The organism is Xanthobacter sp., from assembly GCF_041911315.1.
In the GTDB taxonomy this organism is placed as follows: Bacteria; Pseudomonadota; Alphaproteobacteria; order Rhizobiales; family Xanthobacteraceae; genus Xanthobacter; species Xanthobacter aminoxidans.
This window is the reverse complement of record NZ_JAYRPE010000065.1, coordinates 64043-87784: the sequence shown is the minus strand read 5'-3', so window position 1 is coordinate 87784 and position 23742 is coordinate 64043. Positions and strand designations below refer to the sequence as shown.

21 protein-coding genes are annotated in these 23742 nt (G+C 69.0%); 14 read left to right on the top strand and 7 right to left on the bottom strand.

Annotated features, from left to right (window positions below):
• Positions 1–125: 125 nt before the first annotated feature.
• From ACE3QW_RS18575 to denD, 5 genes are all read left to right on the top strand, one after another.
• Positions 126–1976 carry an IlvD/Edd family dehydratase gene (locus ACE3QW_RS18575; RefSeq protein WP_374253132.1) on the top strand — a complete coding sequence of 617 codons (1851 nt, stop codon included), beginning with the start codon at positions 126–128 and terminating at the stop codon, positions 1974–1976.
• Between the two features lie 97 nt (positions 1977–2073).
• A complete protein-coding gene (locus tag ACE3QW_RS18570; protein ID WP_374253131.1) occupies positions 2074–2919 on the top strand; it encodes an oxaloacetate decarboxylase in 846 nt (281 codons plus the stop codon).
• A complete protein-coding gene (locus tag ACE3QW_RS18565) occupies positions 2919–3620 on the top strand; it encodes a GNAT family N-acetyltransferase (protein WP_374253129.1) in 702 nt (233 codons plus the stop codon). The genes ACE3QW_RS18570 and ACE3QW_RS18565 overlap by 1 nt, the downstream gene beginning before the upstream one ends.
• Positions 3621–3648: 28 nt before the next feature.
• Complete coding sequence (locus ACE3QW_RS18560; RefSeq protein ID WP_374253127.1) at positions 3649–4395, top strand: SDR family oxidoreductase; 747 nt, start codon at positions 3649–3651, stop codon at positions 4393–4395.
• Positions 4396–4478: 83 nt separating this feature from the next.
• The gene (gene denD / locus ACE3QW_RS18555; protein WP_374253125.1) at positions 4479–5456 is read left to right on the top strand and encodes a D-erythronate dehydrogenase; all 978 of its coding nucleotides are present in this window, start codon (positions 4479–4481) and stop codon (positions 5454–5456) included.
• A gap of 133 nt (positions 5457–5589) precedes the next feature.
• On the opposite strand, the gene ACE3QW_RS18550 is transcribed toward denD, so the two are convergent.
• Complete coding sequence (locus ACE3QW_RS18550) at positions 5590–6048, bottom strand: hypothetical protein (protein ID WP_374253124.1); 459 nt, start codon at positions 6046–6048, stop codon at positions 5590–5592.
• A 262-nt stretch (positions 6049–6310) separates the two neighbouring features.
• On the opposite strand from ACE3QW_RS18550, the gene ACE3QW_RS18545 reads away from it, so the two are divergent.
• Positions 6311–7099: a hypothetical protein gene (locus ACE3QW_RS18545; RefSeq protein WP_374253122.1), complete on the top strand. Its 789-nt coding sequence runs from the start codon at positions 6311–6313 to the stop codon at positions 7097–7099.
• Positions 7100–7189: 90 nt separating this feature from the next.
• On the opposite strand, the gene ACE3QW_RS18540 is transcribed toward ACE3QW_RS18545, so the two are convergent.
• The 4 genes from ACE3QW_RS18540 to ACE3QW_RS18525 form a co-directional block, all read right to left on the bottom strand.
• Positions 7190–7795: an OmpA family protein gene (locus ACE3QW_RS18540; protein WP_250167380.1), complete on the bottom strand. Its 606-nt coding sequence runs from the start codon at positions 7793–7795 to the stop codon at positions 7190–7192.
• 14 nt (positions 7796–7809) lie between these two features.
• On the bottom strand, positions 7810–8244 hold the full coding sequence (locus ACE3QW_RS18535; RefSeq protein WP_029555831.1) for a hypothetical protein: 435 nt from the start codon (positions 8242–8244) through the stop codon (positions 7810–7812).
• Positions 8245–8338: 94 nt separating this feature from the next.
• Entirely contained in the window at positions 8339–9676 is a 1338-nt protein-coding gene (locus ACE3QW_RS18530; protein WP_374253120.1) for a multidrug effflux MFS transporter, read from the bottom strand.
• Positions 9673–10158 (bottom strand): MarR family winged helix-turn-helix transcriptional regulator, encoded by a 486-nt coding sequence (locus ACE3QW_RS18525; RefSeq protein ID WP_374253118.1) that lies wholly within the window; start codon positions 10156–10158, stop codon positions 9673–9675. Before ACE3QW_RS18525 ends, ACE3QW_RS18530 begins: the two co-directional genes overlap by 4 nt.
• A gap of 117 nt (positions 10159–10275) precedes the next feature.
• Between ACE3QW_RS18525 and ACE3QW_RS18520 the strand changes: the two genes are divergently transcribed.
• Positions 10276–11400 carry a site-2 protease family protein gene (locus tag ACE3QW_RS18520; protein ID WP_374253117.1) on the top strand — a complete coding sequence of 375 codons (1125 nt, stop codon included), beginning with the start codon at positions 10276–10278 and terminating at the stop codon, positions 11398–11400.
• 12 nt (positions 11401–11412) lie between these two features.
• Here the strand turns inward: ACE3QW_RS18520 and ACE3QW_RS18515 are convergent, their stop codons facing one another.
• Positions 11413–12117, bottom strand: a complete 705-nt coding sequence (locus ACE3QW_RS18515) for an SDR family oxidoreductase (protein WP_374253115.1) — start codon at positions 12115–12117, stop codon at positions 11413–11415.
• A 192-nt stretch (positions 12118–12309) separates the two neighbouring features.
• Here ACE3QW_RS18515 and ACE3QW_RS18510 point away from each other — a divergent pair, with 192 nt between their 5' ends.
• From ACE3QW_RS18510 to serA, 6 genes are all read left to right on the top strand, one after another.
• Complete coding sequence (locus ACE3QW_RS18510) at positions 12310–13404, top strand: efflux RND transporter periplasmic adaptor subunit (protein ID WP_245279279.1); 1095 nt, start codon at positions 12310–12312, stop codon at positions 13402–13404.
• Complete coding sequence (locus ACE3QW_RS18505; protein WP_374253113.1) at positions 13401–16490, top strand: efflux RND transporter permease subunit; 3090 nt, start codon at positions 13401–13403, stop codon at positions 16488–16490. Before ACE3QW_RS18510 ends, ACE3QW_RS18505 begins: the two co-directional genes overlap by 4 nt.
• A gap of 124 nt (positions 16491–16614) precedes the next feature.
• On the top strand, positions 16615–17640 hold the full coding sequence (locus ACE3QW_RS18500; protein WP_374253112.1) for a patatin-like phospholipase family protein: 1026 nt from the start codon (positions 16615–16617) through the stop codon (positions 17638–17640).
• 3 nt (positions 17641–17643) lie between these two features.
• Positions 17644–19107, top strand: coding sequence for a GntP family permease (locus ACE3QW_RS18495; protein WP_374253110.1), 1464 nt, complete (start codon positions 17644–17646; stop codon positions 19105–19107).
• Positions 19108–19126: 19 nt separating this feature from the next.
• A complete protein-coding gene (locus tag ACE3QW_RS18490) occupies positions 19127–19630 on the top strand; it encodes a YqhA family protein (RefSeq protein WP_029555840.1) in 504 nt (167 codons plus the stop codon).
• A 224-nt stretch (positions 19631–19854) separates the two neighbouring features.
• Positions 19855–21114 (top strand): phosphoglycerate dehydrogenase, encoded by a 1260-nt coding sequence (gene serA, locus ACE3QW_RS18485; RefSeq protein WP_374253108.1) that lies wholly within the window; start codon positions 19855–19857, stop codon positions 21112–21114.
• A gap of 104 nt (positions 21115–21218) precedes the next feature.
• Here serA and ACE3QW_RS18480 read toward each other — a convergent pair whose 3' ends face one another.
• Complete coding sequence (locus ACE3QW_RS18480; protein WP_374253106.1) at positions 21219–22133, bottom strand: SMP-30/gluconolactonase/LRE family protein; 915 nt, start codon at positions 22131–22133, stop codon at positions 21219–21221.
• Between the two features lie 261 nt (positions 22134–22394).
• On the opposite strand from ACE3QW_RS18480, the gene ACE3QW_RS18475 reads away from it, so the two are divergent.
• A complete protein-coding gene (locus tag ACE3QW_RS18475; RefSeq protein WP_374253104.1) occupies positions 22395–23591 on the top strand; it encodes a serine hydrolase domain-containing protein in 1197 nt (398 codons plus the stop codon).
• The last annotated feature ends 151 nt before the right edge of the window (positions 23592–23742 follow it).

Sequence of the window (23742 nt, the reverse complement as noted above, 5' to 3'; positions counted from 1 at the left end):
GGTGCATCGCACACCGGAACGCCTCCAAACCCGGATTGATTTCCGCCGCCGCCGGGCGCATAAATCCCGCCGATCAAATCGATTAAAATCCGGCGCACCCGAACGCCGGAGCAGTGGAGAAAGCCATGTCCGGTCCTGCCGACCAGGGGAAAAACGGAACGATCGAGCGCAAGGGCGACCAGCCCGAGAAGCACGGCCTGAAGCTCAGGTCGCAGCTGTGGTTCGACAATCCGGACAATCCCGGCATGACCGCGCTCTATCTGGAGCGGTACCTCAATTTCGGCCTCACCCGCGAAGAATTGCAGTCCGGCAAGCCCATCATCGGCATCGCCCAGACCGGCTCGGACCTCTCCCCCTGCAACCGCCACCATCTGGACCTCGCCCACCGCGTGCGCGCCGGCATCGAGGCCATGGGCGGCGTGCCGTTCGAGTTTCCGGTACATCCCATCCAGGAGACCGGCAAGCGGCCCACGGCGGCGCTCGACCGCAACCTCGCCTATCTCGGCCTCGTGGAAATCCTCTACGGCTATCCGCTCGACGGCGTGGTGCTGACCACCGGCTGCGACAAGACCACCCCGGCCTGCATCATGGCCGCCGCCACCGTGAACATCCCGGCCATCGTGCTTTCGGGCGGGCCGATGCTGAACGGCTGGTGGAAGGGCGAGCGCACCGGCTCCGGCACCGTGGTGTGGAAGAACCGCGAGCGCTTCGCCGCCGGCGAGATCGACTATGACGAGTTCATGGATGTGGTGGCGTCGTCCGCCCCCTCGGTCGGCCACTGCAACACCATGGGCACCGCCTCCACCATGAACGCTCTGGCGGAAGCCCTCGGCATGTCCCTGCCCGGCTGCGCCGCCATCCCCGCGCCCTATCGCGAGCGCGGGCAGATCGCCTACGACACCGGCAAGCGCATCGTGGACATGGTGTGGGAGGACCTGAAGCCCTCGCAGATCCTCACCCGCGAGGCGTTCGAGAACGCCATCCGCGTGAATTCCGCCATCGGCGGCTCCACCAACGCCCCCATCCACCTCAACGCCATCGCCCGCCATGTGGGCGTGCCGCTCAGCGTGGACGACTGGCAGAGCGTCGGCCACAAGATCCCGCTGCTGGTGAACCTCCAGCCCGCCGGGGAATATCTCGGCGAGGAATTCCACCGCGCGGGCGGCGTGCCGGCGGTGGTGGCGGAGCTGATCGAGAAGGGCAAGATCCACGAGGGCGCGCTCACCGTGAACGGGCGCACCATGGGCGAGAACTGCAAGGGCAAGCTCTCCTGGGACCGCGAGGTCATCAAGGCCTATGACGCGCCGCTGAAGGAGGATGCCGGCTTCATCGTGCTGCACGGCAACCTGTTCGACAACGCGGTGATGAAGACCTCGGTGATCTCCGAGGAGTTCCGCGCCCGCTTCCTCTCCAACCCCGATGATCCGGAGGCCTTCGAGGGCCGCGCCGTGGTGTTCGACGGGCCGGAGGACTACCACCACCGCATCGACGATCCCTCGCTCGGCATCGACGAATACACCCTGCTGTTCATCCGCGGTACCGGCCCGCTGGGCTATCCCGGCGGCGCGGAGGTGGTGAACATGCAGCCGCCGGCCGCCCTCATCAAGAAGGGCATCCATGCCCTGCCCTGCATCGGCGACGGCCGCCAGTCCGGCACCTCGGGCTCGCCCTCCATCCTCAATGCCTCGCCCGAAGCGGCGGCCGGCGGCGGCCTCGCGCTGCTGAAGACCGGCGACCGGGTGCGCATCGACCTCAACACCTGCACCGCCGACATCCTGCTCTCGCCGGAAGAGCTGGCCCAGCGCCGCGCCGACCTTCAGGGTCACGGCGGCTACAAGGCGCCGGAGAGCCAGACCCCCTGGCAGGAGATCCAGCGCTCCATGGTGGCCCAGTTCGACGAGGGCATGGTGCTGAAGCCGGCGGTGAAATACCAGCACATCGCCCAGACCATGGGCGTGCCGCGCGACAACCACTGATCGCGATGCGGACGGGCGGACGGTGCTTTCCCGTCCGCCCGCCGCAGCTCTAATCTCCCCCCGCCGCCACACCCCGGCGGCGAACGGGATTGCCATCATGACCTCGCCCGCCGCGTCCTCACCCGCAGACAAGCGCCGCGCCTTCCGCACGCTCCACGAGAGCGGCTGCTTCGTGCTGCCGAACCCGTGGGACGTGGGCACCACGCGCTATCTGGAGGCCGCCGGCTTCAAGGCGCTCGCCACCACCAGCGCGGGCTACGCCTTCTCCACCGGACGGCCGGACGGCGCCGTGGGGCGGGACGAGATGTTGGCCCACATCGCCGATCTCGTCGCCGCCACCTCCCTGCCCATGAATGCGGATTTCGAGGCGGGCTTCGCGCCCGATCCAGCCGGCGTTGCCGAGAGCGTGACCCTGTGCATCGGGACCGGCGTGTCCGGCCTCTCCATCGAGGACGCGACGGGGGATGCGGCGCGTCCTCTCTATGATCTCGACGACGCGGTGGCGCGGGTGCGCGCGGCGCGTAAGGCCATCGACGCGTCAGGCGCGGATGTGATCCTCACCGCCCGCGCCGAATGCTTTCTGGTGGGCCGGACCGACCTTGCCGAGGTCATCACCCGCCTGAAGGCCTATGCGGCGGCGGGGGCGGACTGCCTCTATGCGCCGGGCATCAGGACACGGGACGACATCTCCGCCGTGGTGGAAGCGGTGGCGCCGCTGCCGGTGAACGTGCTGATGCCGGGATCGACGGGGCTCTCCGTCGCCGACCTCGCCGGGCTCGGCGCGCGCCGCATCAGCGTGGGCAGCACCCTGAGCCGCGTCGCCTGGGGCGCCTTCATCGCCTCGGTGGAGGAAATCCGCGACGCCGGCACCTTCGGCACGTTCGCCGCCGCCATGCCGTTCGCCGAGATCAACGGCTTCTTCCGCGCCGGGAGCGACACGTGATGGCCGAAGATCACGCCATCCCCCTCGGCGCGCCCGTGGACACCGTCCCCGCCCGCCGGCCGGAACCTGTGACGCTGGAGGGCCGCCACGTCCGCCTCGTGCCGTTCGATGCGGCCCGGCACGCCGCCTCGCTCTTCGCGCTCTCCCATGGGCCGGAGAAGGAGGCCCTATGGGCCTATCTCTCCCCCGCCCCCTTCCCCGACGAAGCCGCCTTCACCGCCTATTACGCCGAGGCCGCGAAGAAGGCGGACCCGCTGCTCTTCGCCATTGAGGAAACGGGCAGCGGCCGGGCGGTGGGTCACGCCACCTACATGCGCATCGAGCCGGCGCAGCGGGTGATCGAGGTGGGCAACATCCTCTACACCCCGGCGCTCCAGCGCACGCGGGGGGCGACGGAGGCCATGTATCTCATGGCCCGGCACGCCTTCGAGGACCTCGGCTATCGGCGCTACGAATGGAAGTGCAACGCGCTCAACGCCCCCTCCCGGCAGGCGGCGGCGCGGCTCGGCTTCACCTTCGAGGGTCTGTTTCGCCAGCACATGATCGTCAAGGGGCGCAACCGGGACACTGCCTGGTTCTCTTTGCTCGACAGCGAATGGCCGCGCGCCAGGGCGGCCTTCGAGGCGTGGCTGGCGCCGGACAATTTCGATGAAAACGGCCGCCAGCTCCGGCGGCTGGAGGACATTCGCGCGGCTCTTTAACCCGCGCGACAATGAAAGAGGAAAGACCATGGGTGGACGACTTCAGGGCAAGACCGCGCTGGTGACGGCGGCGGGACAGGGCATCGGCCGCGCCATCGCGGAAGCCTTCGTGCGCGAGGGCGCGAGGGTGATCGCCACCGATCTCGACGCGGGCAAGCTCGCCGGCCTCGAAGGCGGTGAGACGCGGTCGCTGGATGTTCTCTCCACCGATGCCGTGACGGCGCTGGCCAAGGAGATCGGCCCGGTCAACGTGCTGGTGAACGCCGCCGGCTACGTCCACCAGGGCACCATCTTCGAGACCAGCGAGAAGGACTGGGACTTCTCCTTCGACCTCAACGTGAAGTCCATGCACCGCACCATCTCGGCCTTCCTGCCGGGCATGCTGGAGACGGGCGCGGGCTCCATCGTCAACATCGCCTCGGCCGCCTCCTCCATCCGCGGCGTGCCGAACCGCTATGCCTACGGCACCACCAAGGCGGCGGTGATCGGCCTCACCAAGGCGGTGGCGGCGGACTTCATCCTGAAGGGCGTGCGCGCGAACGCCATCTGCCCCGGCACCATCCAGTCGCCCTCGCTGGACGAGCGCATCGCCGCCGTCTCGGCCCAGACCGGCCGCTCGCTCGATCAGGTGCGCGCCGATTTCGTCGGCCGCCAGCCCATGGGGCGCCTCGGCACGCCGGAGGAGATCGCGGCGCTCGCGCTCTATCTCGCCTCCGACGAGAGCGCCTTCACCACGGGGCAGATCCACATCATCGACGGCGGCTGGGCTCTCTGACTCCAGGAAAGAGAACGCGTTATCCGCTCGGATTGCGATGCAATCAGAGCGGCGCGTGCTCTAGCGCGAAGGGATTTTCCAAGATGCACATTCTGGTCATCGGCGGCGCCGGCATGGTCGGCCGCAAGCTCATCGAGCGCCTCGCCCGCGACGGCCGCCTCGGCGGCACCCCCATCACCCGCATCACCGCCCACGACGTGGTGACGCCCAAGCCGCCCGAGGCGCCCTTTCCCATCGACACCCGCGTCTCCGACATCTCCGTGCCCGGCGAGGCGGCGGCGCTGGTGGCGGACCGGCCGGACGTGATCCTGCATCTCGCGGCCATCGTCTCCGGCGAGGCGGAAGCGGATTTCGAGAAGGGCTACCGCATCAATCTCGACGGCACGCGCCATTTGTTCGACGCGGTGCGGGTGATGGAGGGCTATACGCCCCGCCTCGTCTTCACCTCGTCCATCGCGGTGTTCGGCGCGCCGTTCCCGGAGGCGATCCCGGACGAATATTTCCACACGCCGCTCACATCCTACGGCACGCAGAAGGCCATGGGCGAGCTGCTGCTGGCGGACTATACGCGGCGCGGCTTCTTCGACGGCATCGGCATCCGCCTGCCCACCATCTGCGTGCGGCCGGGCCTCCCCAACAAGGCGGCCTCCGGCTTCTTCTCCGGCATCATCCGCGAGCCGCTTGCGGGGCAGGAGGCGATCCTGCCCGTGTCGGAGGATGTCATGCACTGGCACGCCTCGCCGCGCTCGGCGGTGGGCTTCCTCATCCACGCCGCGACCCTCGACGGCGCCAGCGTGGGCACCCGCCGCAACCTCACCATGCCCGGCCTCGCCGTGACCGTGGGCGAGCAGATCGAGGCGCTGCGTAAGGTGGCCGGCGACAAGGCGGTGGCGCGCATCAAGAAGGTGCCGGATCCGGTTATCGAGACCATCGTCTCCGGCTGGCCGCGCAAGTTCGACGCCGCGCGCGCGACCGCGCTCGGCTTCAAGGCGGAAGACTCCTTCGAGGAGATCATCCGCATCCACATCGAGGACGAACTCGGCGGCAGGATCGCCGACTGAGGACGGCGTTGCGCGCGGGCGCTCCAAGCCCGCGCGGCGCCTGAGCGAAGGCGACGCCAAAGGCCCGCGCGCTGCCTGAGCGGAGGCAACGCGAAAAGCCCGCGCGGCGCTTGAGCGAAGGCAGCGTAAAGCCCTACGCGGCCACCCCGGAGAGGCGGAGCGCGATGCGCTCCTCCAGCCGCGCGATGGCGGCGGCGATGTCCGGCAGCAGGCGGCGATAGGCGCTGCGGCGGGCCGGTGCCGGCAGGCTGCGGACCACTTCCGCGAGGCCCCAGGTCTCCAGCCGCAACAGGCCGAGGAAGGGCTGGCGACGGATGGCCCGCCGGCTCGCCTCGCCCAGCGCCACCACCACATCGAGGCGCGGCGCGCCGGAGAGCAGAAACACCCCGGCCGGCTTCGCGGAGAGGCCATCAGCGGGGATGCTCTCCGCCTCAAGCGCGGCGACGAGGGCCGGATCGACCTGGCCCGGCGTGGCGGCGGCAGCGCTGAACGGGCGCAGATCGGGATGACGATGGAGCGCCACCGCTTCCGCCATCAGGCTGAGCGCCCCATTGTCGGGGCACAGGAAGAGCACGGTCGGACGGCCGGGCATGCGAACCCCTTCATTTATAACGGGAATCGGTAAGCATCGCGCCCCCGCGCCCGCTGCTGATTCGGCACCCTAGTCCGATGGTGGGACGAGGGTGTGACACCCCGGCGAGGGCCGCCGGTGGCCGATCGCAGGCGCGCTGGAACGTCCTGATAAGACTGGCGTTAACCATTCCGAAAATTTTCCGGGGGATGGATCACATGCTGGCGAACGTCGTGATTCGACACGGAATTCGCGCCGGCGCGTAGAATTTCGGAGAAGAGTCATGGCCAAGAAGCCGGAAGTCACCAGTGACGAAGTGAGCAGCCTCGCCGCGAAGGCCCTTCGCGATCCGGGCAGCCTCACCCACGCGGAGATCAAGTCCCTCGCGGCTTCCGCTCTGACCCAGTCCCCCGACAAGCCCAAGCCCGCTGCCAAGACTGCCGCAGCCAAGCCCGCTGCTGCGAAGACTGCCCCTGCGAAGGCGGCGGCTCCCAAGGTTACCGCTCCCAAGACTGCCGCGCCCAAGGCCGCTGCTGCGAAGGCCGCGCCTGCCAAGGCAGCTCCCAAGGCCCCTGCCAAGGCGGCGGCTCCGAAGACTGTGGCTCCCAAGACCGCTGCGCCCAAGGCCGCCGCGCCGAAGGCGACCGTGGTGAAGGTCGCGTCTCCCAAGGCTCCGAAGGCGGCCAAGCCGGCAGCGGCGAAGGAAGCAGCGCCGAAGGCAGTGGCGGAGACCCCGGCCAAGGCGGCGAAGGCGAAGGCCGCGCCCAAGGCCGCAGCTCCCAAGTCTGCTGCTCCGAAGGCTGCTGCTCCGAAGGCCGCGCCCGAGGCCAAGGCTGTCGAGGCGAAGGCCCCGGCCGCCAAGGCCGCCAAGCCGGTTGCTCCGAAGGCGACGAAGGCTACCGCTCCCAAGGCCGCCCCCGCGCCCAAGACCGAGGCTCCCAAGACCCCCGCCCCCAAGGCCGCCCGCGCCAAGGCCGCGGCGGTGAAGACGGCGCCCGCTCCGGTCGCCAAGGCTCCGGCCAAGGCGCCCGCGAAGGCTGCCGCCAAGCCGGCCCGCGCCAAGAAGGCCTGAGAGCCGGTCCTCAACTGAGGTCGCAAAAACAGGAACGCCGCCGCCGGGCATCCCCGGCGGCGGCGTTCTCGCGTTCAGTGGTCGGCGGGATCAGGGGGTGAGGACGCCCGTGCTGCCCAGGTTGAAGATCTGGACGCGCCGGTTGATGGCGGCATGCGGATTCTTCACGTCCTGCAGGTTTTCCTCGCCGAGGCCCACGGCCTGGAGCCGGCGCGGATCCACGCGGAAGGTGGTGGCGAGCGCCTGCATCACCGCGTCGGCACGCTCCTGGCTGAGCTTGAGGTTGATCTCGCGGGTGCCGGTGGTGTCGGTGTTGCCCACCACGAGGAACTTGTAGCCGAGCAGGATCGGGTTGTGCATGGCATCGGCGACGGAGCCGAGCGTGCGGTAGGACGAGGGCTTGATCATCGCGGAGTTGAGATCGAACTCGATCTCCACGTTGATCTGCGCCAGCTGGTCGAGCTGGATGGCCAGCGGCGGGCGGCTCTCGGGCGGGCCGGTGTACTTCATGTGCGCGACGGCGAGGCCGCGCAGGGCCTCGGCCGAGACGTTCGGCACATCGGCGACGCTGGCCTGAAGGCCCTGAACGATCTGGGCGTTGGAGGTGGCGACCTGGGCCGAGGCCGGCGCGGCGAGGAGCACCGGCGCCAGCAGCGCGGCGGACAGCAGCAGGGCGGAACGCATCTGGAATTTCATCTGTCCCTCCCCCTTCACTGCTGATTGTAGCCGGCGTTGATGAGGGCACTCGTGCAGGCCTGGCTCACCACCTTGGAGGCTTCGAGCAGGCACGAGACGATGTTGCCGTCGCCGGGCACCATGCCGGGGCAATATTGCGCGCGGTCACGGTCGCAGACCTTGTGGACCTCGCGCTGCGCGGCGGCCCGCGCCTCGGTCATCTGGCGGATGCCCTCGTGGTTGGCGGCGCAGGCGGGGGAAAGGCGCCCCACATTCTGGCTGAGGCAGTTGTAGATGGCGCCGTTGCCCAGGTTCTGGCCGCGGCAGAGCTTCATGATGTCCTCGCCGCAATGCTGCGCCAGGAGGCCCGCGGCTTGCGCGTAACTCACGGTCTGCGCCTGGGCGCTGCCGGCGGCGCCTGCCGCGCCGAGCGCCATCAGGGCCGCGAAGGCCAATCCTCGAAGTTTCATATGTCCCCCCAATAGCCCGGATTCGCGAGCTGAGGGGGAATTGACCACTCCGCCTCCCGCTTGGTCAACCGGCGGGAGCGCGGCCGTGGCGTGTTCAGGATGCCTGGCGGTAAGTTCCCGCCTCGATCTCGTCGCCGGCGGCCCCCACGAGGCCGAGGGGATCGGCGGCGAGTTCGAGATCCGGAGCCTGAGGTTCAACCTCCACCGGCGCGGGCTCATCGGTCTGGCGCGGGGCGAGCGCGAGGTGGACGGCGAGCGCCGCCACGGCCATGACCGGGACCAGCATGGTCATGGCGATGAGCGGCGAGGGCAGCAGCGCCGAAAGGGACGTGCCGACGAAGCCGCTGCCGATCTGCACGAAGCCGGTCAGCGCCGAGGCGGCACCGGCGATGGAGCCGAAGCCGGCCAGCGCGTTGGTGGTGCAGCCGGGCAGCAGCAGGGCGCAGCCGCAGGCCCAGAAAGAGATGGGCAGCATCACGCTGAGCGTGGACAGCCCCACCACATGGGTACCGACCGCCATGATGATCGCGCCGGTGAGCACCAGCAGCAGGCCGGGCAGGATCAGTTGCTGCGCCTTGTAGCGGTTCAGCAGCGGACGGACGATGAGGGTGCCCAGCATGAAGGCGCCGGTCTGCATCATCATGGCAAGGCCGAAGCCGGTGGGCGAGAGGCCCACGCGATCGATGAGCAGGAAGGGCACCGCTGCCGCCAGCGTGTAGATGCCGCCGAGGGCACAGCCCGCCGTCAGCGCCGCGCGCATGAAGCTGCGGTTGGACAGGAGGCGCCGGTAGCTTCGCGCGACGGCGCGGGGGGCGGCGAGGCGACGGTCCGGCGTGCGGTTGGTCTCCGGCACCCGCAGCACCAGGACCAGCATGAGGCTGAGCCCGAACACGGTCATGGCGACAAACACCGAATGCCAGCCGAAAGTGCCGAGCAGCAGGCCGCCGATGGTGGGCGAGACGGCGGGGCCGATGGCGAGGATGGTGCCGATGAGGTTCATCACCCGCGCCGAGGCCTGCCCCGTATACTGGTCGCGCACCAGCGCGCGCGACAGCGCGATGCCCGCCGCCGCGCCGATGCCCTGCAGGATGCGCCCCGCCACCAGCCAGCCGATGGTCGGCGCCAGCATCGCAACGAGGGCGCCGGACAAATAGATGCCGAAGAAGCCGAGCGCCACCGGCCGCCGGCCATAGGCGTCCGACAGGGGTCCGCAGACGAGCTGGGACACGGCGAAGCCGAAGAAGAAGACGGTGAGGGTGAGCTTCACCGTGGCAATCGACGTGCCGAACACCTCCACCAGCGTCGGCAAGGCCGGGGTGTAGAGGGAGAGGCTCACCGGGCCGAGCATGACCATCATGCCGCCGATGATCGACACCTCGCGCTCGGTCATGAGCGGTGCGGCGGTGGTCCCCGCCGGAGATGGCGCCCTCACCGCCGCGCCTCCTTGAGCCGGGCCTCGCGGCCCGCGCAGTCCCGGGCGAGGTTGCCGCGGATGCGGTCGAGGAACTCGCGCAGCTGCGCGCGCTCCTCATCCGAGAACCCGCGCGTCGCCTCCTCGCGCGCCCGCGCCGCCGCCTGCTCGATCCCGTCCAGATAGGGCCGCGCCGCATCCGTGAGCACGACGATCTTGGCCCGCCGGTCGGTCGGGTCCGCCTCGCGGACCACCAGCCCCAGCGCCTCGAGGCGGTCGAGGAATCCGACCAGCGTCATGGGCTCCACGCTCATCTTCTCGGCCAGCGCCGACTGACGCAGGCCGGGATTGACGTTGATGTGCGCCAGCGCCCGCGCCTCGCCGGGGGTGAGGCCGAGGCCCGCACCGTCGAACGCGCGGTCGATGCGGGCGCGATAAAGCCGGGCCGCATCCACGAGGACGAAACCGAGCTGGGGCGTGGCGGCGGGCGGGGGCGATCTCATAAGGAGACTATATAATAAGCTTTCCTTACCAACAAGCCGGAGACGGCCTGATGCATGTCATTGCGTGCCCGTCCCGAGGCGCTATGTGTCAATCCACATCCCTCAGGGAGATTTCGAATGCCCTGGTCCCTGACCATCGGCCGCCTCGGCGAGACCGCCATCCGCATCCACGTGACCTTCCTCCTGTTTCTGGTGTGGATCTGGGCCGCCTATTACCGGTCCGGTGGGTCGCAGGCGGCGTGGGAGGGCGTGCTGTTCGTTGCGATGCTGTTCTTCTGCGTGCTGCTGCACGAGCTGGGGCACGTGGTCGCCGCGCGCCGCTACGGGGTGAAGACGCCGGACATCACGCTCTGGCCGTTCGGCGGCATCGCCAATCTGGAGCGCATCCCGGAGAAGCCGTCGCAGGAGCTGGTGGTGGCCATCGCCGGGCCGGCGGTGAACGTGGTGATCGCCGTCGTGCTGCTTGTGGTGCTGAGCTTCACCCTCGCCGGCGGCGACCTCAAGGCGGAGGATCTGGCCAAGATCGAGGACCCGCGGACCTCCATGCTGGTCAAGCTCGCGGGGGCCAACATCTTCCTCGTGCTGTTCAACCTCATCCCGGCCTTCCCGATGGACGGCGGACGGGTGCTGCGCGCGCTGCTCGCCATGAAAATGGGCTTTGCCCGTGCCACCGCGCTCGCCGCCTCCATCGGACAGGGCCTCGCCATCGGCCTCGGGCTGCTGGGCATCTTCACCAATCCCATGCTGATGATCATCGGCGTGTTCGTCTTCCTCGCCGCCTCCGGCGAGGCCGGGCAGGTGCAGCTGAGGGAAGCCTCGCGCGGGCATATCGTGGCCGACGCCATGATCACGCATTTCGAGACGCTCGGCCCGCAATCCACCGTGGACGACGCGGCGGAGGCGCTCATCCGCTCCACCCAGAAGGAATTCCCGGTGGTGGACGGCGCCGGCCATCTGCGCGGCGTGCTCACCCGCGATGCCATGATCCGGGCGCTGAAGGACCAGGGGCCGTCAACGCCCGTCATCGAGGTGATGCAGCACGACATCCCGACCGTCGAGGCGCGCTCCAAGCTCGATGCGGCGCTGAAACTCATCACCAGCGCCCAGGTCCCCGCCGTCGGCGTGCTCGATGTCGCCGGCGGCCGGCTCGTGGGCCTGCTCACGCCGGAGAATGTCGGCGAGCTGATGATGATCCACGTGGCGCGGGATGCTCGGGCGAAGCCGGGGCCCGGCGTCGGCTGAGGGCGACGGGCCTCACACCGAGCGCATCAGCCCGCCGTCCACCTTCAGATTCTGGCCGGTGATATAGCCGGCGCCCTCGGAGGCAAGGAAGGCCACGGTGGCGGCGATTTCGGCGCTGGTGCCATAGCGGCCCATGGGCACGCCGGCGCGGCGCTCGTCGGTCTGCGGCAGGCTGTCGATCCAGCCGGGCAGCACGTTGTTCATGCGCACGTTGTCGGCGGCATAGGTGTCGGCGAAGATCTTGGTGTAGGCGGCAAGGCCGGCGCGGAACACCGCGGAGGTGGGGAACATGGCCGCCGGCTCGAACGCCCAGGCGGTGGAGATGTTGACGATCGCCCCGCTCTTCTGCGCCACCATGACGGGGGTGACGAGCCGCACCGAGCGGATCACATTCATGAGATAAACGTCGAGGCCCTGATGCCACTGCTCGTCGGTGATGGCGGTGATGGTGTCGCGCGGGCCGTGGCCGGCGCTGTTCACCAGCACGTCGATGCGGCCGTAGCGGGCCATCACCTGATCCACGAATTTCGCGATGTCCTCGGCCTTCTGGTTGGAGCCGGTGACGCCCAGGCCGCCCAGTTCCGCCGCCAGCGCCTCGCCCTTGCCGGACGAGGACAGGATGGCAACCGCATAGCCATCCGCAGCAAGGCGCCGCGCGCACGCCGCGCCCATGCCCGAACCGCCCGCGGTGACGACGGCGACCTTGACCTCAGCCATGTTCATATTCTCCTTTTGGCGCATGTCGCGCACGTTCCCACCCGGAATGGCAGAAACGGCCACGTATAGGAAGGTCCTTCCGGCGAAGTGTCTGGTCTAACGTCCAAGTCTCCTTTATAGCCACGCTGGTTGCACTGCGAAGAGGAGCTGCTCGTGCGTGACCATCGGGGATATCGCGGGCAGGATGCTGGCGTGGTGAAAGGTAAGCGCATGCTTATGGGCGTGCTCGGCGCCTGCTTTTTCCTTTCTGCCTGCGGTGAAGCCCAGAAGCCGCAGGCGCAGGAGCCGCGGCCGGTGCGCACGGTCGTCGCCACCAACCGCGCGGCGAGCGACGCCGTGAGCCTCACCGGCGTGGTGGAAGCGCAGAACGAGGCCACCTACGGCTTCCGCATTTCCGGCCGCATCATCGACCGGCTGGTGAATGTGGGCGATCGCGTCACCGCCGGCCAGGTGCTCGCCCGCCTCGATCCGCAGGACGAGCAGAATGCGCTGCGCTCGGCCCAGGCGGCGCTCGGCGCGGCCAATGCCAACCTCACCCAGACCCGCAACCAGTATGAGCGCCAGCGCCAGCTCCTCGCCCGCGGCTTCACCCCGCGCGCCCAGTATGAGCAGGCCGAGCAGGCGTTTCTGAACGCCCGCGCGCAGGTGGACGACGCGGAAGCGCGCCTGCAGATGGCCGAGGACCGCCTCGGCTTCACCGAGCTGAAGGCCGACAGCGCCGGCGTCGTCACCCAGCGCCGGGCCGAGCCGGGCGAGGTGGTGCAGGCCGGCCAGCCGGTGATCGAGGTGGCGCGCCAGGACGGCCGCGACGCGGTGTTCGACGTGCCCGCCGCGCTGCTGTCCGGCATCCCCGGCGATCCCGAGGTGACGGTGGCCCTCGCCACCGACCCCGCCATCACCGCCACCGGCCGCGTGCGCGAGGTGGCCCCGCAGGCCGATCCGGTGACGCGCACCTTCCGCGTGCGCGTGGGCCTCAACAATCCGCCGGAGGCGCTGCGCCTCGGCACCACGGTGGTCGGCCGGGTGATGGTGGACCGCGGGCCGGTGGTGGAAATCCCGGCCAGCGCCCTCACCCGCCTCAACGACAAGCCGGCTGTGTGGGTGGTGGACCCCAAGTCCCAGACGGTGGCGCTGCGCACCATCGAGGTGCTGCGCTTCGGCCCAGCGTCCGTCAGCGTCGGCGAGGGGCTGAAGCCCTCCGAGATCGTGGTGACAGCGGGCGTGCAGGCCCTGCATCCCGGCCAGAAGGTGCGCCTGCTCGCCACCCCGGCGGGAGCCAGCCTGTGAGCGGCGGCTTCAACCTTTCAGCCTGGGCGCTGAAACACCGATCCGTCATCCTCTATCTCATGGCCATCTCCGTGGTGGCCGGCGTGATGGCGTTCCGCAATCTCGGCCGGGCGGAAGACCCGACCTTCGTCATCAAGACCATGGTGGTGCAGGCCAACTGGCCCGGCGCCACGCTGGAGGAGACCTTTCGGCAAGTCACCGAGCGGCTGGAGCGCAAGCTCCAGGAGACGCCGCAGCTCAACTTCCTGGAGAGCTATACCAAGCCCGGCGTCACCACCGTGTTCGTGCACCTGAAGGGCTCGGCCACCGCCTCCGAGGTGCCGGACATCTGGTACCACGTGAGGAAAAGCATCGCCGACATCCGCCACACCCTGCCGCAGGGCATCGTGGGGCCGTTCTTCAACGACGAGTTCGGCGACACCTTCGGCATCATCTACGGCTTCACGGCGGACGGCTTCTCCCATCGCGAGCTGCGCGACTATGTGGAGGAGGCTCGCTCCGAGCTGCTGCACGTGCCGGACGTGTCGAAGATCGAGATCCTCGGCGCGCAGGACGAGCGCATCTTCATCGAATTCTCCATGGCCGAGCTGGCAAGCCTCGGCATCGACCGGCAGGCGGTGCTCTCGGCGCTGGCGGCGCAGAACATCGTGCGCCCCTCGGGCGAGATCCAGACCGGCAAGGAGAACATCTCCATCCGCGTCTCCGGGGCCTTCGCCTCGGAAGCCGACATCGCCAACGTGAATCTGGCGGTGAACGGGCGCCTCATCCGCCTCGCCGACATCGCCACCATCCGCCGCGGCTTCGCCGATCCGCCCCAGCCCATGTTCCGGGTGAACGGCAAGGACGCCATCGGCCTCGCCATCGCCATGCGCGACGGCGGCGACATCCTCGCCATGGGCGCCAACATCGACCGCGCCATGACGCGCATCCTCGCCAACATGCCCGTGGGCATCGACGCGACTTTGGTGGCCGATCAGGCGGTGACGGTGAAGAGCGCCATCTCCGAATTCATGGAGAGCCTGTGGCAGGCGGTGGGCATCATCCTCGTGGTGTCGTTCATCGCGCTCGGGGTACGGGCGGGGGCCATCGTCGCGCTCGCCATCCCGCTCACGCTGGCCATCGTCTTCGCGCTGATGCAGCTCGCGCATATCGACATGCAGCGCATCTCGCTGGGCGCCCTCATCATCGCGCTGGCGCTGATGGTGGACGACGCCATGACCACGACGGACGCGACGCTGACGCGCCTCGCCGCCGGCGACGACCCGCCCACCGCCGCCTCCTATGCCTTCAAGGCCTATGCGGCGGCGATGCTCGCGGGCACGCTGGTGACGGTGGCGGGCTTCGTGCCGGTGGGCTTCGCCGCCTCCTCGGCGGGCGAATACACCTTCACCTTGTTCGCGGTGGTGGGCATCGCCCTCCTCGTCTCGTGGATCGTGGCGGTGCTGTTCGCGCCGCTCCTCCAGGTGCTCATCCTGCGCCCACCGGCGAAGGACAAGATCCCCGATCCCAATGCCCCGCCAAAGGGCGTGATGGGGATGTACCGCGCCTTCCTCATCCTGTGCCTGCGCCTGCGCTGGGTGACGCTCGCCGTCACCGCCGGCCTGTTCGTGCTCTCGGTGCTGGCCCTGCCGCTGATCCCGCGGCAGTTCTTCCCCTCCTCCGACCGGCCCGAGCTGCTGGTGGACCTCGCCTCGCCGCAGAACGCCTCCATCTACGCCTCGCAGAGCGTCGCCGAGGCGTTCGACAAGGTGCTGGCCAATGATCCGGACGTGGCCCGCTGGTCCACCTATGTGGGCCGTGGCGCCATCCGCTTCTATCTGCCCCTCGACGTGCAGCTGCCCAACGACTTCTTCGCCCAGAGCGTGATCGTGGCGAAGGACGTGGCGGCCCGCGAGCGGCTGCGGGTGAAGCTGGAGAAGGTGCTCGCCACCGATTTCCCGCAGCTCGTGGCGCGCATCTCGCCGCTGGAGCTGGGGCCGCCCGTGGGCTGGCCGGTGCAGTATCGCGTCTCCGGCCCGGAGATCGAGAAGGTGCGCGCCATCGCCTTCGACCTCGCCAAGGTGATGGCCGAGAACCCCGAGGTGGAGACGGTCAACTACAACTGGATCGAGCCCGCCCGGCAGGTCTCCATCCGCGTGGACCAGGACGAGGCGCGCCTGCTCGGCCTCTCCACCGCGCAGCTCGCCGGCGTGCTCAACACCGTGCTCTCCGGCCAGCCGGTGACGCAGGTGCGCGACGACATCTATCTCGTCAACGTGGTGGCCCGCGCCACCGACGAGGAGCGCGTGTCGCTGGCCTCCCTCGCCACCCTGCAGGTGCCGCTGCCCAACGGGCGCACCGTGCCCCTCTCGCAGATCGCCACCTTCGAGTACGGGCAGGACTATCCCGCCATCTGGCGGCGCGACCGGGTGCCGACGCTCACCGTCCAGTCGGACGTGAAGCGCGGCGTGCTGCCCGAGAGCGTGGTGGAGAAGCTCGCGCCGAAGATCGAGGCCCTGCGCCGCACCCTGCCCGCCGGTTACGCCATCACGCCGGGCGGCACGGTGGAGGAGAGCGCGACCTCGCTCGCCTCGGTGGTGGCAGTGGTGCCGGTGATGCTGTTCCTCATGTTCACCGTGCTGATGTTCGAGTTGAAGAGCTTCCAGCGGCTCGTCATCGTGCTGTCGGTGGCGCCGCTGGGGCTCATCGGCGTGGTGGCGGCGCTGCTCGCCTCGGGGCGGCCGCTGGGCTTCGTCGCCATCCTCGGCGTGCTAGCGCTGATCGGCATGATCACCAAGAACGCCGTCATCCTCATCGGCCAGATCGAGGCGGACCGCGCAGCGGGAAAGACCGTGTGGGATGCTGTGGTCTCCGCCTCCTCCCTGCGCTTCCGGCCCATCATGCTCACGGCGGTCTCCACCGTGCTGGGCATGATCCCCATCGCGCCCACCGTGTTCTGGGGGCCGATGGCCTTCGCCATCATGGGCGGTCTGCTGGTGGGCACGCTGCTCACCCTCATCTTCCTGCCGGCGCTCTATGTGGCGTGGTTCGGGCCGGACACCGGGCCGGAGCGCGTCGCGCAGCCGGTCAAGACGCAGCCGGCGTGACCGGCCTGCGGTTGGCGGGCCTCCCCGCCACCGCCAACAACACAAGAACGACCCGAGGAAACGCCCGCCACGCCAATGGCAACAGGCCCGCCCCTGAGCGGTCTGCGTGTGAATGAGGTCCAAGATGGAACGGGAACCGGTACTCGTCGATCTCGCCCTGCAGGGCGGCGGCTCCCACGGGGCCTTCACCTGGGGCGTGCTCGACCGGCTGCTCGACGAGCGCTGGCTTGAGATCGAGGGCGTCTCCGGCACCTCGGCCGGCGCCATGAACGCCGCCGTGCTGGCGGACGGCTTCGCCGCCGGCGGCCGCGAGGGCGCCAAGCTCGCCCTTGAGAGCTACTGGACCCACGTCTCCGAGGCGGCCCGCTTCAGCCCGTTCAAGCGCTCGCCCTTCGACAAGATGCTCGGCCGCTGGTCCATGGACACCGCGCCGGGCTTCCTGATGATGGATTTCATGACGCGCATGTTCTCGCCCTACCAGTACAATCCCCTGGGCGGGAACGCGCTGGCGCCGATCCTCGAAAAGCAGATCGACTTCGAGCGGCTGCGCTCCTCCCCGATCAAGGTGTTCATCACCGCCACCAACGTGCGCACCGGCCGCCCGCGCGTGTTCCGCAACGCCGAGATCACACCCGACGTGCTGATGGCCTCCGCCTGCCTGCCCACCCTCTTCCAGGCGGTGGAGATCGACGGCGAGGCCTATTGGGACGGCGGCTATTCCGGCAACCCGACGCTGGCGCCGCTGGTGAGCGAGCTGACGTCCGACGACACCATCCTCGTGCCCATCAACCCGCTGGAGCGGCCGGGCACGCCCAAGACGCCGGGTGAAATCCTCAACCGTCTCAACGAGGTGTCGTTCAACTCGGTGGCGATCAAGGAGCTGTACATGATGGCGCTGCTCCAGCGCCACGTGCACGAGCTTTCCGGCGACACGGAAGCCTGCAACTGGGCGCGGATGCGGGTGCATGTGGTGCGCAACCCCATCATGAACGAGCTGGGCTTCTCCTCGAAGCTCAATGCCGAGTGGGACTTCCTCACCTGGCTGAGGGACGAGGGGCGCAAGGCCGCCGACCTTTTCCTCACCGAGCACGGTGCCGACATCGGCAAGGCCTCCACCGTCAATTTCGACCAGCTGATGGCGGAGCTCTGATCCATGGGTCTCATCGGCATTCTGGTCGGCCTCGCCGTCCTCATCTTCCTGGCCTTCCGCGGCTCTTCCATCCTCATCCTCGCGCCCATCGCGGGCCTGATCGCGGCCGCCTTCTCCGGCGAGCCGCTGCTGGCGAGCTGGACGCAGACCTTCATGCGCAACGCGGCGGATTTCGTCGCGCAATTCTTCCCGCTGTTCCTGCTGGGGGCAGTATTCGGCAAGCTGATGGAGGATTCCGGCTCGGTCACCTCCATCGCCAACTACATGACGGAAAAGCTCGGCCCCAGCCGCGCCATCCTGGCGGTGGTGCTGGCCGGCGCCATCGTCACCTATGGCGGCGTGTCGCTGTTCGTCGCCTTCTTCGTGCTCGCGCCCATGGGCGTCGCGCTGTTCCGCGCGGCCGGCGTGCCACGCCGCCTGATGCCGGCGGCCATCGCGCTCGGCACCTCCACCTTCACCATGTCGGCCATGCCCGGCACGCCCTCCATCCAGAACGCCATCCCCATGCCGTTCTTCGGCACCACGCCGTTCGCGGCGCCGGGGCTCGGCATCATCGCCTCGCTCATCATGCTGGGCTTCGGCATGTGGTGGCTGAAGCGGCGGGAAAATACGGCGCGTGCCGCCGGCGAGGGCTTCGGCTCGCTCATCGCCGCTCCGGACGAGAGCGCGGACCTCGCAGCGGACGACCCCATCGTGCGCGAGCGCGCCTCGACGGCCGGCCCGTTCGATCCCTCCGAGATCCATTCCAGCGATGAATCCCCCCGCGCGCCGCCCATCCTGCTGGCGGCGCTGCCCATCGTGGTGGTGATCGTCGTCAACCTGCTCATGTCCTTCGTGGTGCTGCCGCGCATGGACGTGAGCTTCCTCGCCGATCCCCAGTGGGGCGGCGTGACGCTTTCGGCGGTGGGTGGCGTGTGGTCGGTGATCGTGGCGCTGGCGGCGGCCATCGTCACCTGCATCATCATCAACTTCACCAGCGTGCCGGAGCTGCGCGCCACCATGACGGCGGGCGCCAACGCCTCGGTGCTGCCCATCCTGTCGGTGGCGAGCCTCGTGGGCTTCGGCGCCATCGTCGCGGCGCTGCCCGCCTTCACCGACGTGCGCAACTTCGTGCTGGGCATCGAGGGCGGGCCGCTGGTGTCGCTGGCAGTGGCCACCAACATCCTCGCCGCCCTCACCGGCTCGGCTTCCGGCGGCCTCACCATCGCCCTCGACGCGCTGGGGCCGACCTACATGAAGATCGCCCACGAGATCGGCATGGACCCGTCCCTCATGCACCGCGTCGCCGTCATCGGCTCCGGCACGCTGGACAGCCTGCCCCACAACGGCGCAGTGGTGACGCTGCTCTCCGTGTGCGGCGTGACCCACAAGGAAGGCTACCTCGACATCGTGATGGCCGCCGTGGTGGGCGCCCTCATCGCGCTGGCCGTGGTGATCGGGCTCGGCACGCTGGTCGGCAGCTTCTGAGCGGAAGGGGGACGAGGCGATGCGCAAGGCGATCGTAAGGCTGGTGACGCTGAGCCGCTGGGCCATGGTGCCGCTGTTCGCGGGGCTCTCGGTGGCGCTCGCCTTGCTCGTCGTCGCCTTCCTTCTGGAACTCGTGCGCTTCGCCATCGCCCTGCCGAGCATGAACGAGACGCACGTCATCATGGGCATCCTCACCCTCATCGACCTTGCCCTGGTGGGCGGGCTGCTGGTGGTGGTGATCTCCTCGGGCTACGAGAATTTCGTCGAGAAGATCGACCGCGCCGACACGCCCTCCTCTCCGGTCTGGATGACGCGCATCTCCTTCTCGGGGCTGAAGCTGAAGCTGTTCGCCTCGCTCATGGCCATCACCGGCATCACGCTCCTGAAGGCGCTGATGCGGCTGGAGACGGACGTGAGCGAGGCGCAGGTGAAGTGGCTGGTGGTCGCCAACATCATCTTTGTCGCCGCCTACGCCGTTCTGGCGCTGACCGACCGCTTCCACCCCTCCTCGCGCGAGGATTGAGGGGCGAGCCCGCCGCGCAGAGCGGCCCCACCCCTGCCCCAGCGTCACGTCCCAGCCGCGGCAAAGGCGCGCGATCTCTGGACTGGCGCGGCAAAATCGCTAATTTCGCGCCGCCGCCGGGCCGCAACCGCCACCCGGCAACCACCATTTCAAGCCGAACCTCATTTGCGGCAGCTCATTTCCGCGCGGGTTCGCCTGTTGACCGCCGAAGGACGTCGCGCCCCGTGACCCAAAACGCCCCCCAGCTTTCCCTGTCCCGCGACAAGATCAAGGTGCTGCTGCTCGAAGGCGTCAACGACAGCGCCGTGGAGATGATGCTCGCCGCCGGCTACACCAACCTCACCCGCCTGCCCAAGGCGCTGGACGGGGACGCGCTGAAGGAGGCGCTGAAGGGCGTCTACCTGCTCGGCATCCGCTCGCGCACCCAGATCACCGCCGAGGTGCTCGAGGCGGCGGACCGGCTCATCGCCATCGGCTGCTTCAGCGTCGGCACCAACCAGGTGGACATCGACGCCACCCGCATCGCCGGCATCCCGGTCTTCAACGCCCCCTTCTCCAACACCCGCAGCGTGGCGGAGCTGGTGATCGGCGAGATCGTGATGCTGCTGCGCCGCATCCCCAACCGCTCCGCCGCCGCCCATGAGGGCCTGTGGGACAAGTCGGCCACCGACAGTCACGAGGTGCGCGGCAAGACGCTGGGCATCATCGGCTACGGCAACATCGGCTCGCAGCTCTCCAACCTCGCCGAGGCGATGGGCATGCGGGTGATCTATTACGATCACACCGACAAGCTCCGTCACGGCAACACCGAGCCGGTGGCGACCATGGCCGAGGTGCTCTCCCAGAGCGACGTGGTGAGCCTGCACGTGCCGGAGACCCCCGCCACCCACGGGCTGATCGGCCGCGCCGAGATCGCCGCCATGAAGAAGGGCGCCTATCTCATCAACAACAGCCGCGGCACGGTGGTGGACCTCGACGCCCTCGCCGACGCGCTGAAGGAAGGCCGCCTGCGTGGCGCGGCGGTGGACGTGTTCCCCGTGGAGCCCAGCGCCAACGGCCAGAAGTTCGTCTCCCCGCTGCAGGGCCTCGCCAACGTCATCCTCACCCCGCACATCGGCGGCTCCACCGAGGAGGCGCAGGAGCGCATCGGCGCCGAGGTGGCCCGCAAGCTGCTCGACTATTCGGACACCGGCTCCACCATGGGCGCGGTGAACTTCCCGCAGGTGCAGTTGCCGGCGCGTCCCACCGGCACCCGCTTCATCCAGGTTCAGCGCAACCTGCCGGGCATGCTCGGCCGCCTCAACGAGGTGCTGGCCCGCCACGCGGTCAACATCGCCGCGCAGTATTACGAGACCAATGCCGACATCGGTTACGTGGTGCTCGATGCGGACGCCTCCGCCGTGGACAGCCAGGCGATCCTCGCCGAGATCCGCGCGCTGGAAGGCACCATCCGCGCCCGCCTGCTCTACGAATACAAGGCCTGAGCGGCAGCCTCTGCCGATACGGCGGAGAGATGCGGAACAGACCGCGTGGTGGGGCCCCGCCGCACCACGCCCGGCCATGAGGCCGAAGATCCCCGCCCCTGATTTCAGGCGTGGGAATACATGCGCCGGCCCGGCACCGGCAGATCGGCGGTGAGGATGGTGCCGGTCTTCGATTCGGTGATGAAGAGCGTCCGGTTGTCCGGCCCGCCAAAGGCGCAATTGGTGGTGAGATGGCCCTCCGGCGACCGGATGCGCAGCATCGGCTCGCCGAGCGCGCTGAACAGCCAGACCGAACCGAGGCCCATGTGGCAGACGACGAGGTTGTCCTCCTCGTCGATGGCGAGGCCGTCCGGCCCGCCGCCGCCCGAGAGCTGGATGAAGGTGCCCACCTTGCTCGCCGTGCCGTCGCGCATCAGCGGCACGCGCCATATGGCGTTGGCCCGCGTCACGGCGAGGAAGAGCACGGTCTCGGTCTTGTTGAGCACGAGGCCGTTGGGGCTGGGGATGCCCTTCAGCACGAGGTCGAGCCGCCCGTCTGTCCGCAGGCGATAGAGGCGGCCGGACGGGTCATGCCAGCCGGTCTGGCCCTGGTCGGTGAAATAGAGGTCGCCGTTGCTGGCGAAGATCAGGTCGTTCACGCCCTTGAAGCGCTGGAGCATCGCCCGTTCGAGATAAGGCTCTACCCGGCCGGTGGCGGGATCGAACACCATGATGCCGTGCCGGTGGTCGGCGATGAAGCCGCGGCCGTCCTTGTGGAACTTCAGGCCGTTGGGCTCGCCGTCATACTCCGCCTCGACGCTGACCTTCCCCTGCGGCGTCACCTTGATGAGCCGCCCCCACGGGATGTCCACAACCCACAGATTGCCCGCGCGATCGAAGGAGGGGCCTTCAAGAAAGGTCGTCAGCGGCACGCCGCCGAACTGGACCTCGCTCCACTCGGAGCGGCGACCCTCTATCCTGAGGGCATCGGGCATCACCACGAACGGGCGGGCGACCACGGCAGGCGGGGCGGCGTACATGCGTTTCCTCCTCGCGCGTCCGGCTGCGGGCACACCGGCAGCCACTCGCCTCTGCGGGCGGTCGCGCGCTTGAGCTTTGCCTTCGGTTCTACACGCCCGGAGGGCCGGCGTGTAGCCGGATGAACGGCCGCATCCGTGTTGCCCGGGCACGCCAGCGCCGCCGCCCGCACCGCCGAATGTCCCTTGCCAGCGGGCCCGTTTGCCTGCGTTCATACGGCCACGCTTGGCCGGATCAACGGCGCGGCGACAGGGGGATCGTCCATGGATTTCAGGCGTTCGGAACCAGGCGTCTTCCACGCCTTCGCACTGGGCCTTGCGGCAGCCCTCGCTTTGTCGACGCCGGTGCAGGCCGCCGAAAGCCTCGACCTCTATCTCGAAGGCGTGCGCGCCAAATATGGCCTGCCGGCGCTGGCCGCTGCCGTCACCCGCTCGGGCGAGATCATCGCGGCGGGGGCCGTGGGCAAGCGCGCCATCGGCCTCGACATCCCGGTGACGGCGGAGGACCGCTTCCATCTCGGCTCCGACACCAAGGCCTTCACCGCCACCGTCGCCGGAACGCTGGTGGAGGAGGGCAAGATCAAGTGGACGAGCACGCTCGGCGAGGTGCTGGGCGGCAAGGTGAAGGACATGGACCCGAAGCTCGCTGCGGTGACGCTGGAGCAGCTTCTCTCCCACACCAGCGGCATCCCCTCCGACAACGAGGAGATCGTCGGCATCTATTTCAATCCGGTGGGCTTCGAGAAAACCACCACCGCCTTGCGCCTCGACGCGCTGGAGCGCTGGAAGACGCACGCCCCGGAGGTGCCCAAGACCGGCTCGCCGTTCCAGTATTCCAACCTCGGCTACATCTTCGCCGGCGCCATGCTGGAAGAGGTTTCCGGCAGGCCGTGGGAGCGCCTGGTGGAGGAGCGCATCTATGCGCCGCTCGGCCTGAAGAGCGCCGGCTTCGGCCCGCAGGCCACCTTCGGCAAGTATGACGCGCCCATCGGCCACATGCTCGACGACAAGGGCAATGCCACGCCCATGGCCTGGGGACCGTCGGCGGACATTCCGCCCGTGGTCGGCCCGGCCGGCATCGGCCACATGTCGGTGCTGGACTTCGCCCGCTGGGGCGACTGGAACGCGGGCCAAGGCAAGCGCGGCCCGCACATCGTCTCGCCGGAGACGCTGGCCGTCATCCACAAGCCCCGTGTCACCACCCCGCCGTTCAAGGACCCGCCCCCCGGCACCCCCTCCACCGGCGACTACGCCTTCGGCTGGGGCGTCGTGAAGCTGGATTGGACGAAGACGCCGGTGCTCACCCACAACGGCTCCAACAGCATGAACTTCGCCAAGATCCTGGTGGAGCCGGCGAGCGACATGTCGGTGGAGGCCGTCACCAACTATCCCGGCCAAAAGGCCGAGGCCGCCACCACCGAAGTCCTGAAGCACCTCTACGGGCAGTTCGCCCCGAAGTGAGGGCACCGGGGGTATACCTTCTCCCCTTGCGGGAGAAGGTGGCGCGCGGCGACGCCGCGTGACGGATGAGGGGTAGGCCCCCTTCCGAGGATCAACGACGCGCCGGGGCTCCCGCGCAGCCGTCGTCGCCCGGACGAGCCGGGCGAACCAC

Bases quoted from the DNA above. Each gene is read 5' to 3' on its own strand.
- ACE3QW_RS18565 (WP_374253129.1), top strand. From the start codon at position 2,919: ATGGCCGAAGATCACGCCATCCCCCTCGGCGCGCCCGTGGACACCGTC.
- ACE3QW_RS18520 (WP_374253117.1), top strand. From the start codon at position 10,276: ATGCCCTGGTCCCTGACCATCGGCCGCCTCGGCGAGACCGCCATCCGC.
- ACE3QW_RS18515 (WP_374253115.1), bottom strand. From the start codon at position 12,117: ATGGCTGAGGTCAAGGTCGCCGTCGTCACCGCGGGCGGTTCGGGCATG.
- ACE3QW_RS18570 (WP_374253131.1), top strand. From the start codon at position 2,074: ATGACCTCGCCCGCCGCGTCCTCACCCGCAGACAAGCGCCGCGCCTTC.
- ACE3QW_RS18490 (WP_029555840.1), top strand. From the start codon at position 19,127: ATGCGCAAGGCGATCGTAAGGCTGGTGACGCTGAGCCGCTGGGCCATG.
- ACE3QW_RS18475 (WP_374253104.1), top strand. From the start codon at position 22,395: ATGGATTTCAGGCGTTCGGAACCAGGCGTCTTCCACGCCTTCGCACTG.
- denD (WP_374253125.1), top strand. From the start codon at position 4,479: ATGCACATTCTGGTCATCGGCGGCGCCGGCATGGTCGGCCGCAAGCTC.
- ACE3QW_RS18560 (WP_374253127.1), top strand. From the start codon at position 3,649: ATGGGTGGACGACTTCAGGGCAAGACCGCGCTGGTGACGGCGGCGGGA.
- ACE3QW_RS18550 (WP_374253124.1), bottom strand. From the start codon at position 6,048: ATGCCCGGCCGTCCGACCGTGCTCTTCCTGTGCCCCGACAATGGGGCG.
- ACE3QW_RS18540 (WP_250167380.1), bottom strand. From the start codon at position 7,795: ATGAAATTCCAGATGCGTTCCGCCCTGCTGCTGTCCGCCGCGCTGCTG.
- ACE3QW_RS18545 (WP_374253122.1), top strand. From the start codon at position 6,311: ATGGCCAAGAAGCCGGAAGTCACCAGTGACGAAGTGAGCAGCCTCGCC.
- ACE3QW_RS18500 (WP_374253112.1), top strand. From the start codon at position 16,615: ATGGAACGGGAACCGGTACTCGTCGATCTCGCCCTGCAGGGCGGCGGC.
- ACE3QW_RS18535 (WP_029555831.1), bottom strand. From the start codon at position 8,244: ATGAAACTTCGAGGATTGGCCTTCGCGGCCCTGATGGCGCTCGGCGCG.
- ACE3QW_RS18480 (WP_374253106.1), bottom strand. From the start codon at position 22,133: ATGTACGCCGCCCCGCCTGCCGTGGTCGCCCGCCCGTTCGTGGTGATG.
- ACE3QW_RS18495 (WP_374253110.1), top strand. From the start codon at position 17,644: ATGGGTCTCATCGGCATTCTGGTCGGCCTCGCCGTCCTCATCTTCCTG.
- ACE3QW_RS18525 (WP_374253118.1), bottom strand. From the start codon at position 10,158: ATGAGATCGCCCCCGCCCGCCGCCACGCCCCAGCTCGGTTTCGTCCTC.
- ACE3QW_RS18575 (WP_374253132.1), top strand. From the start codon at position 126: ATGTCCGGTCCTGCCGACCAGGGGAAAAACGGAACGATCGAGCGCAAG.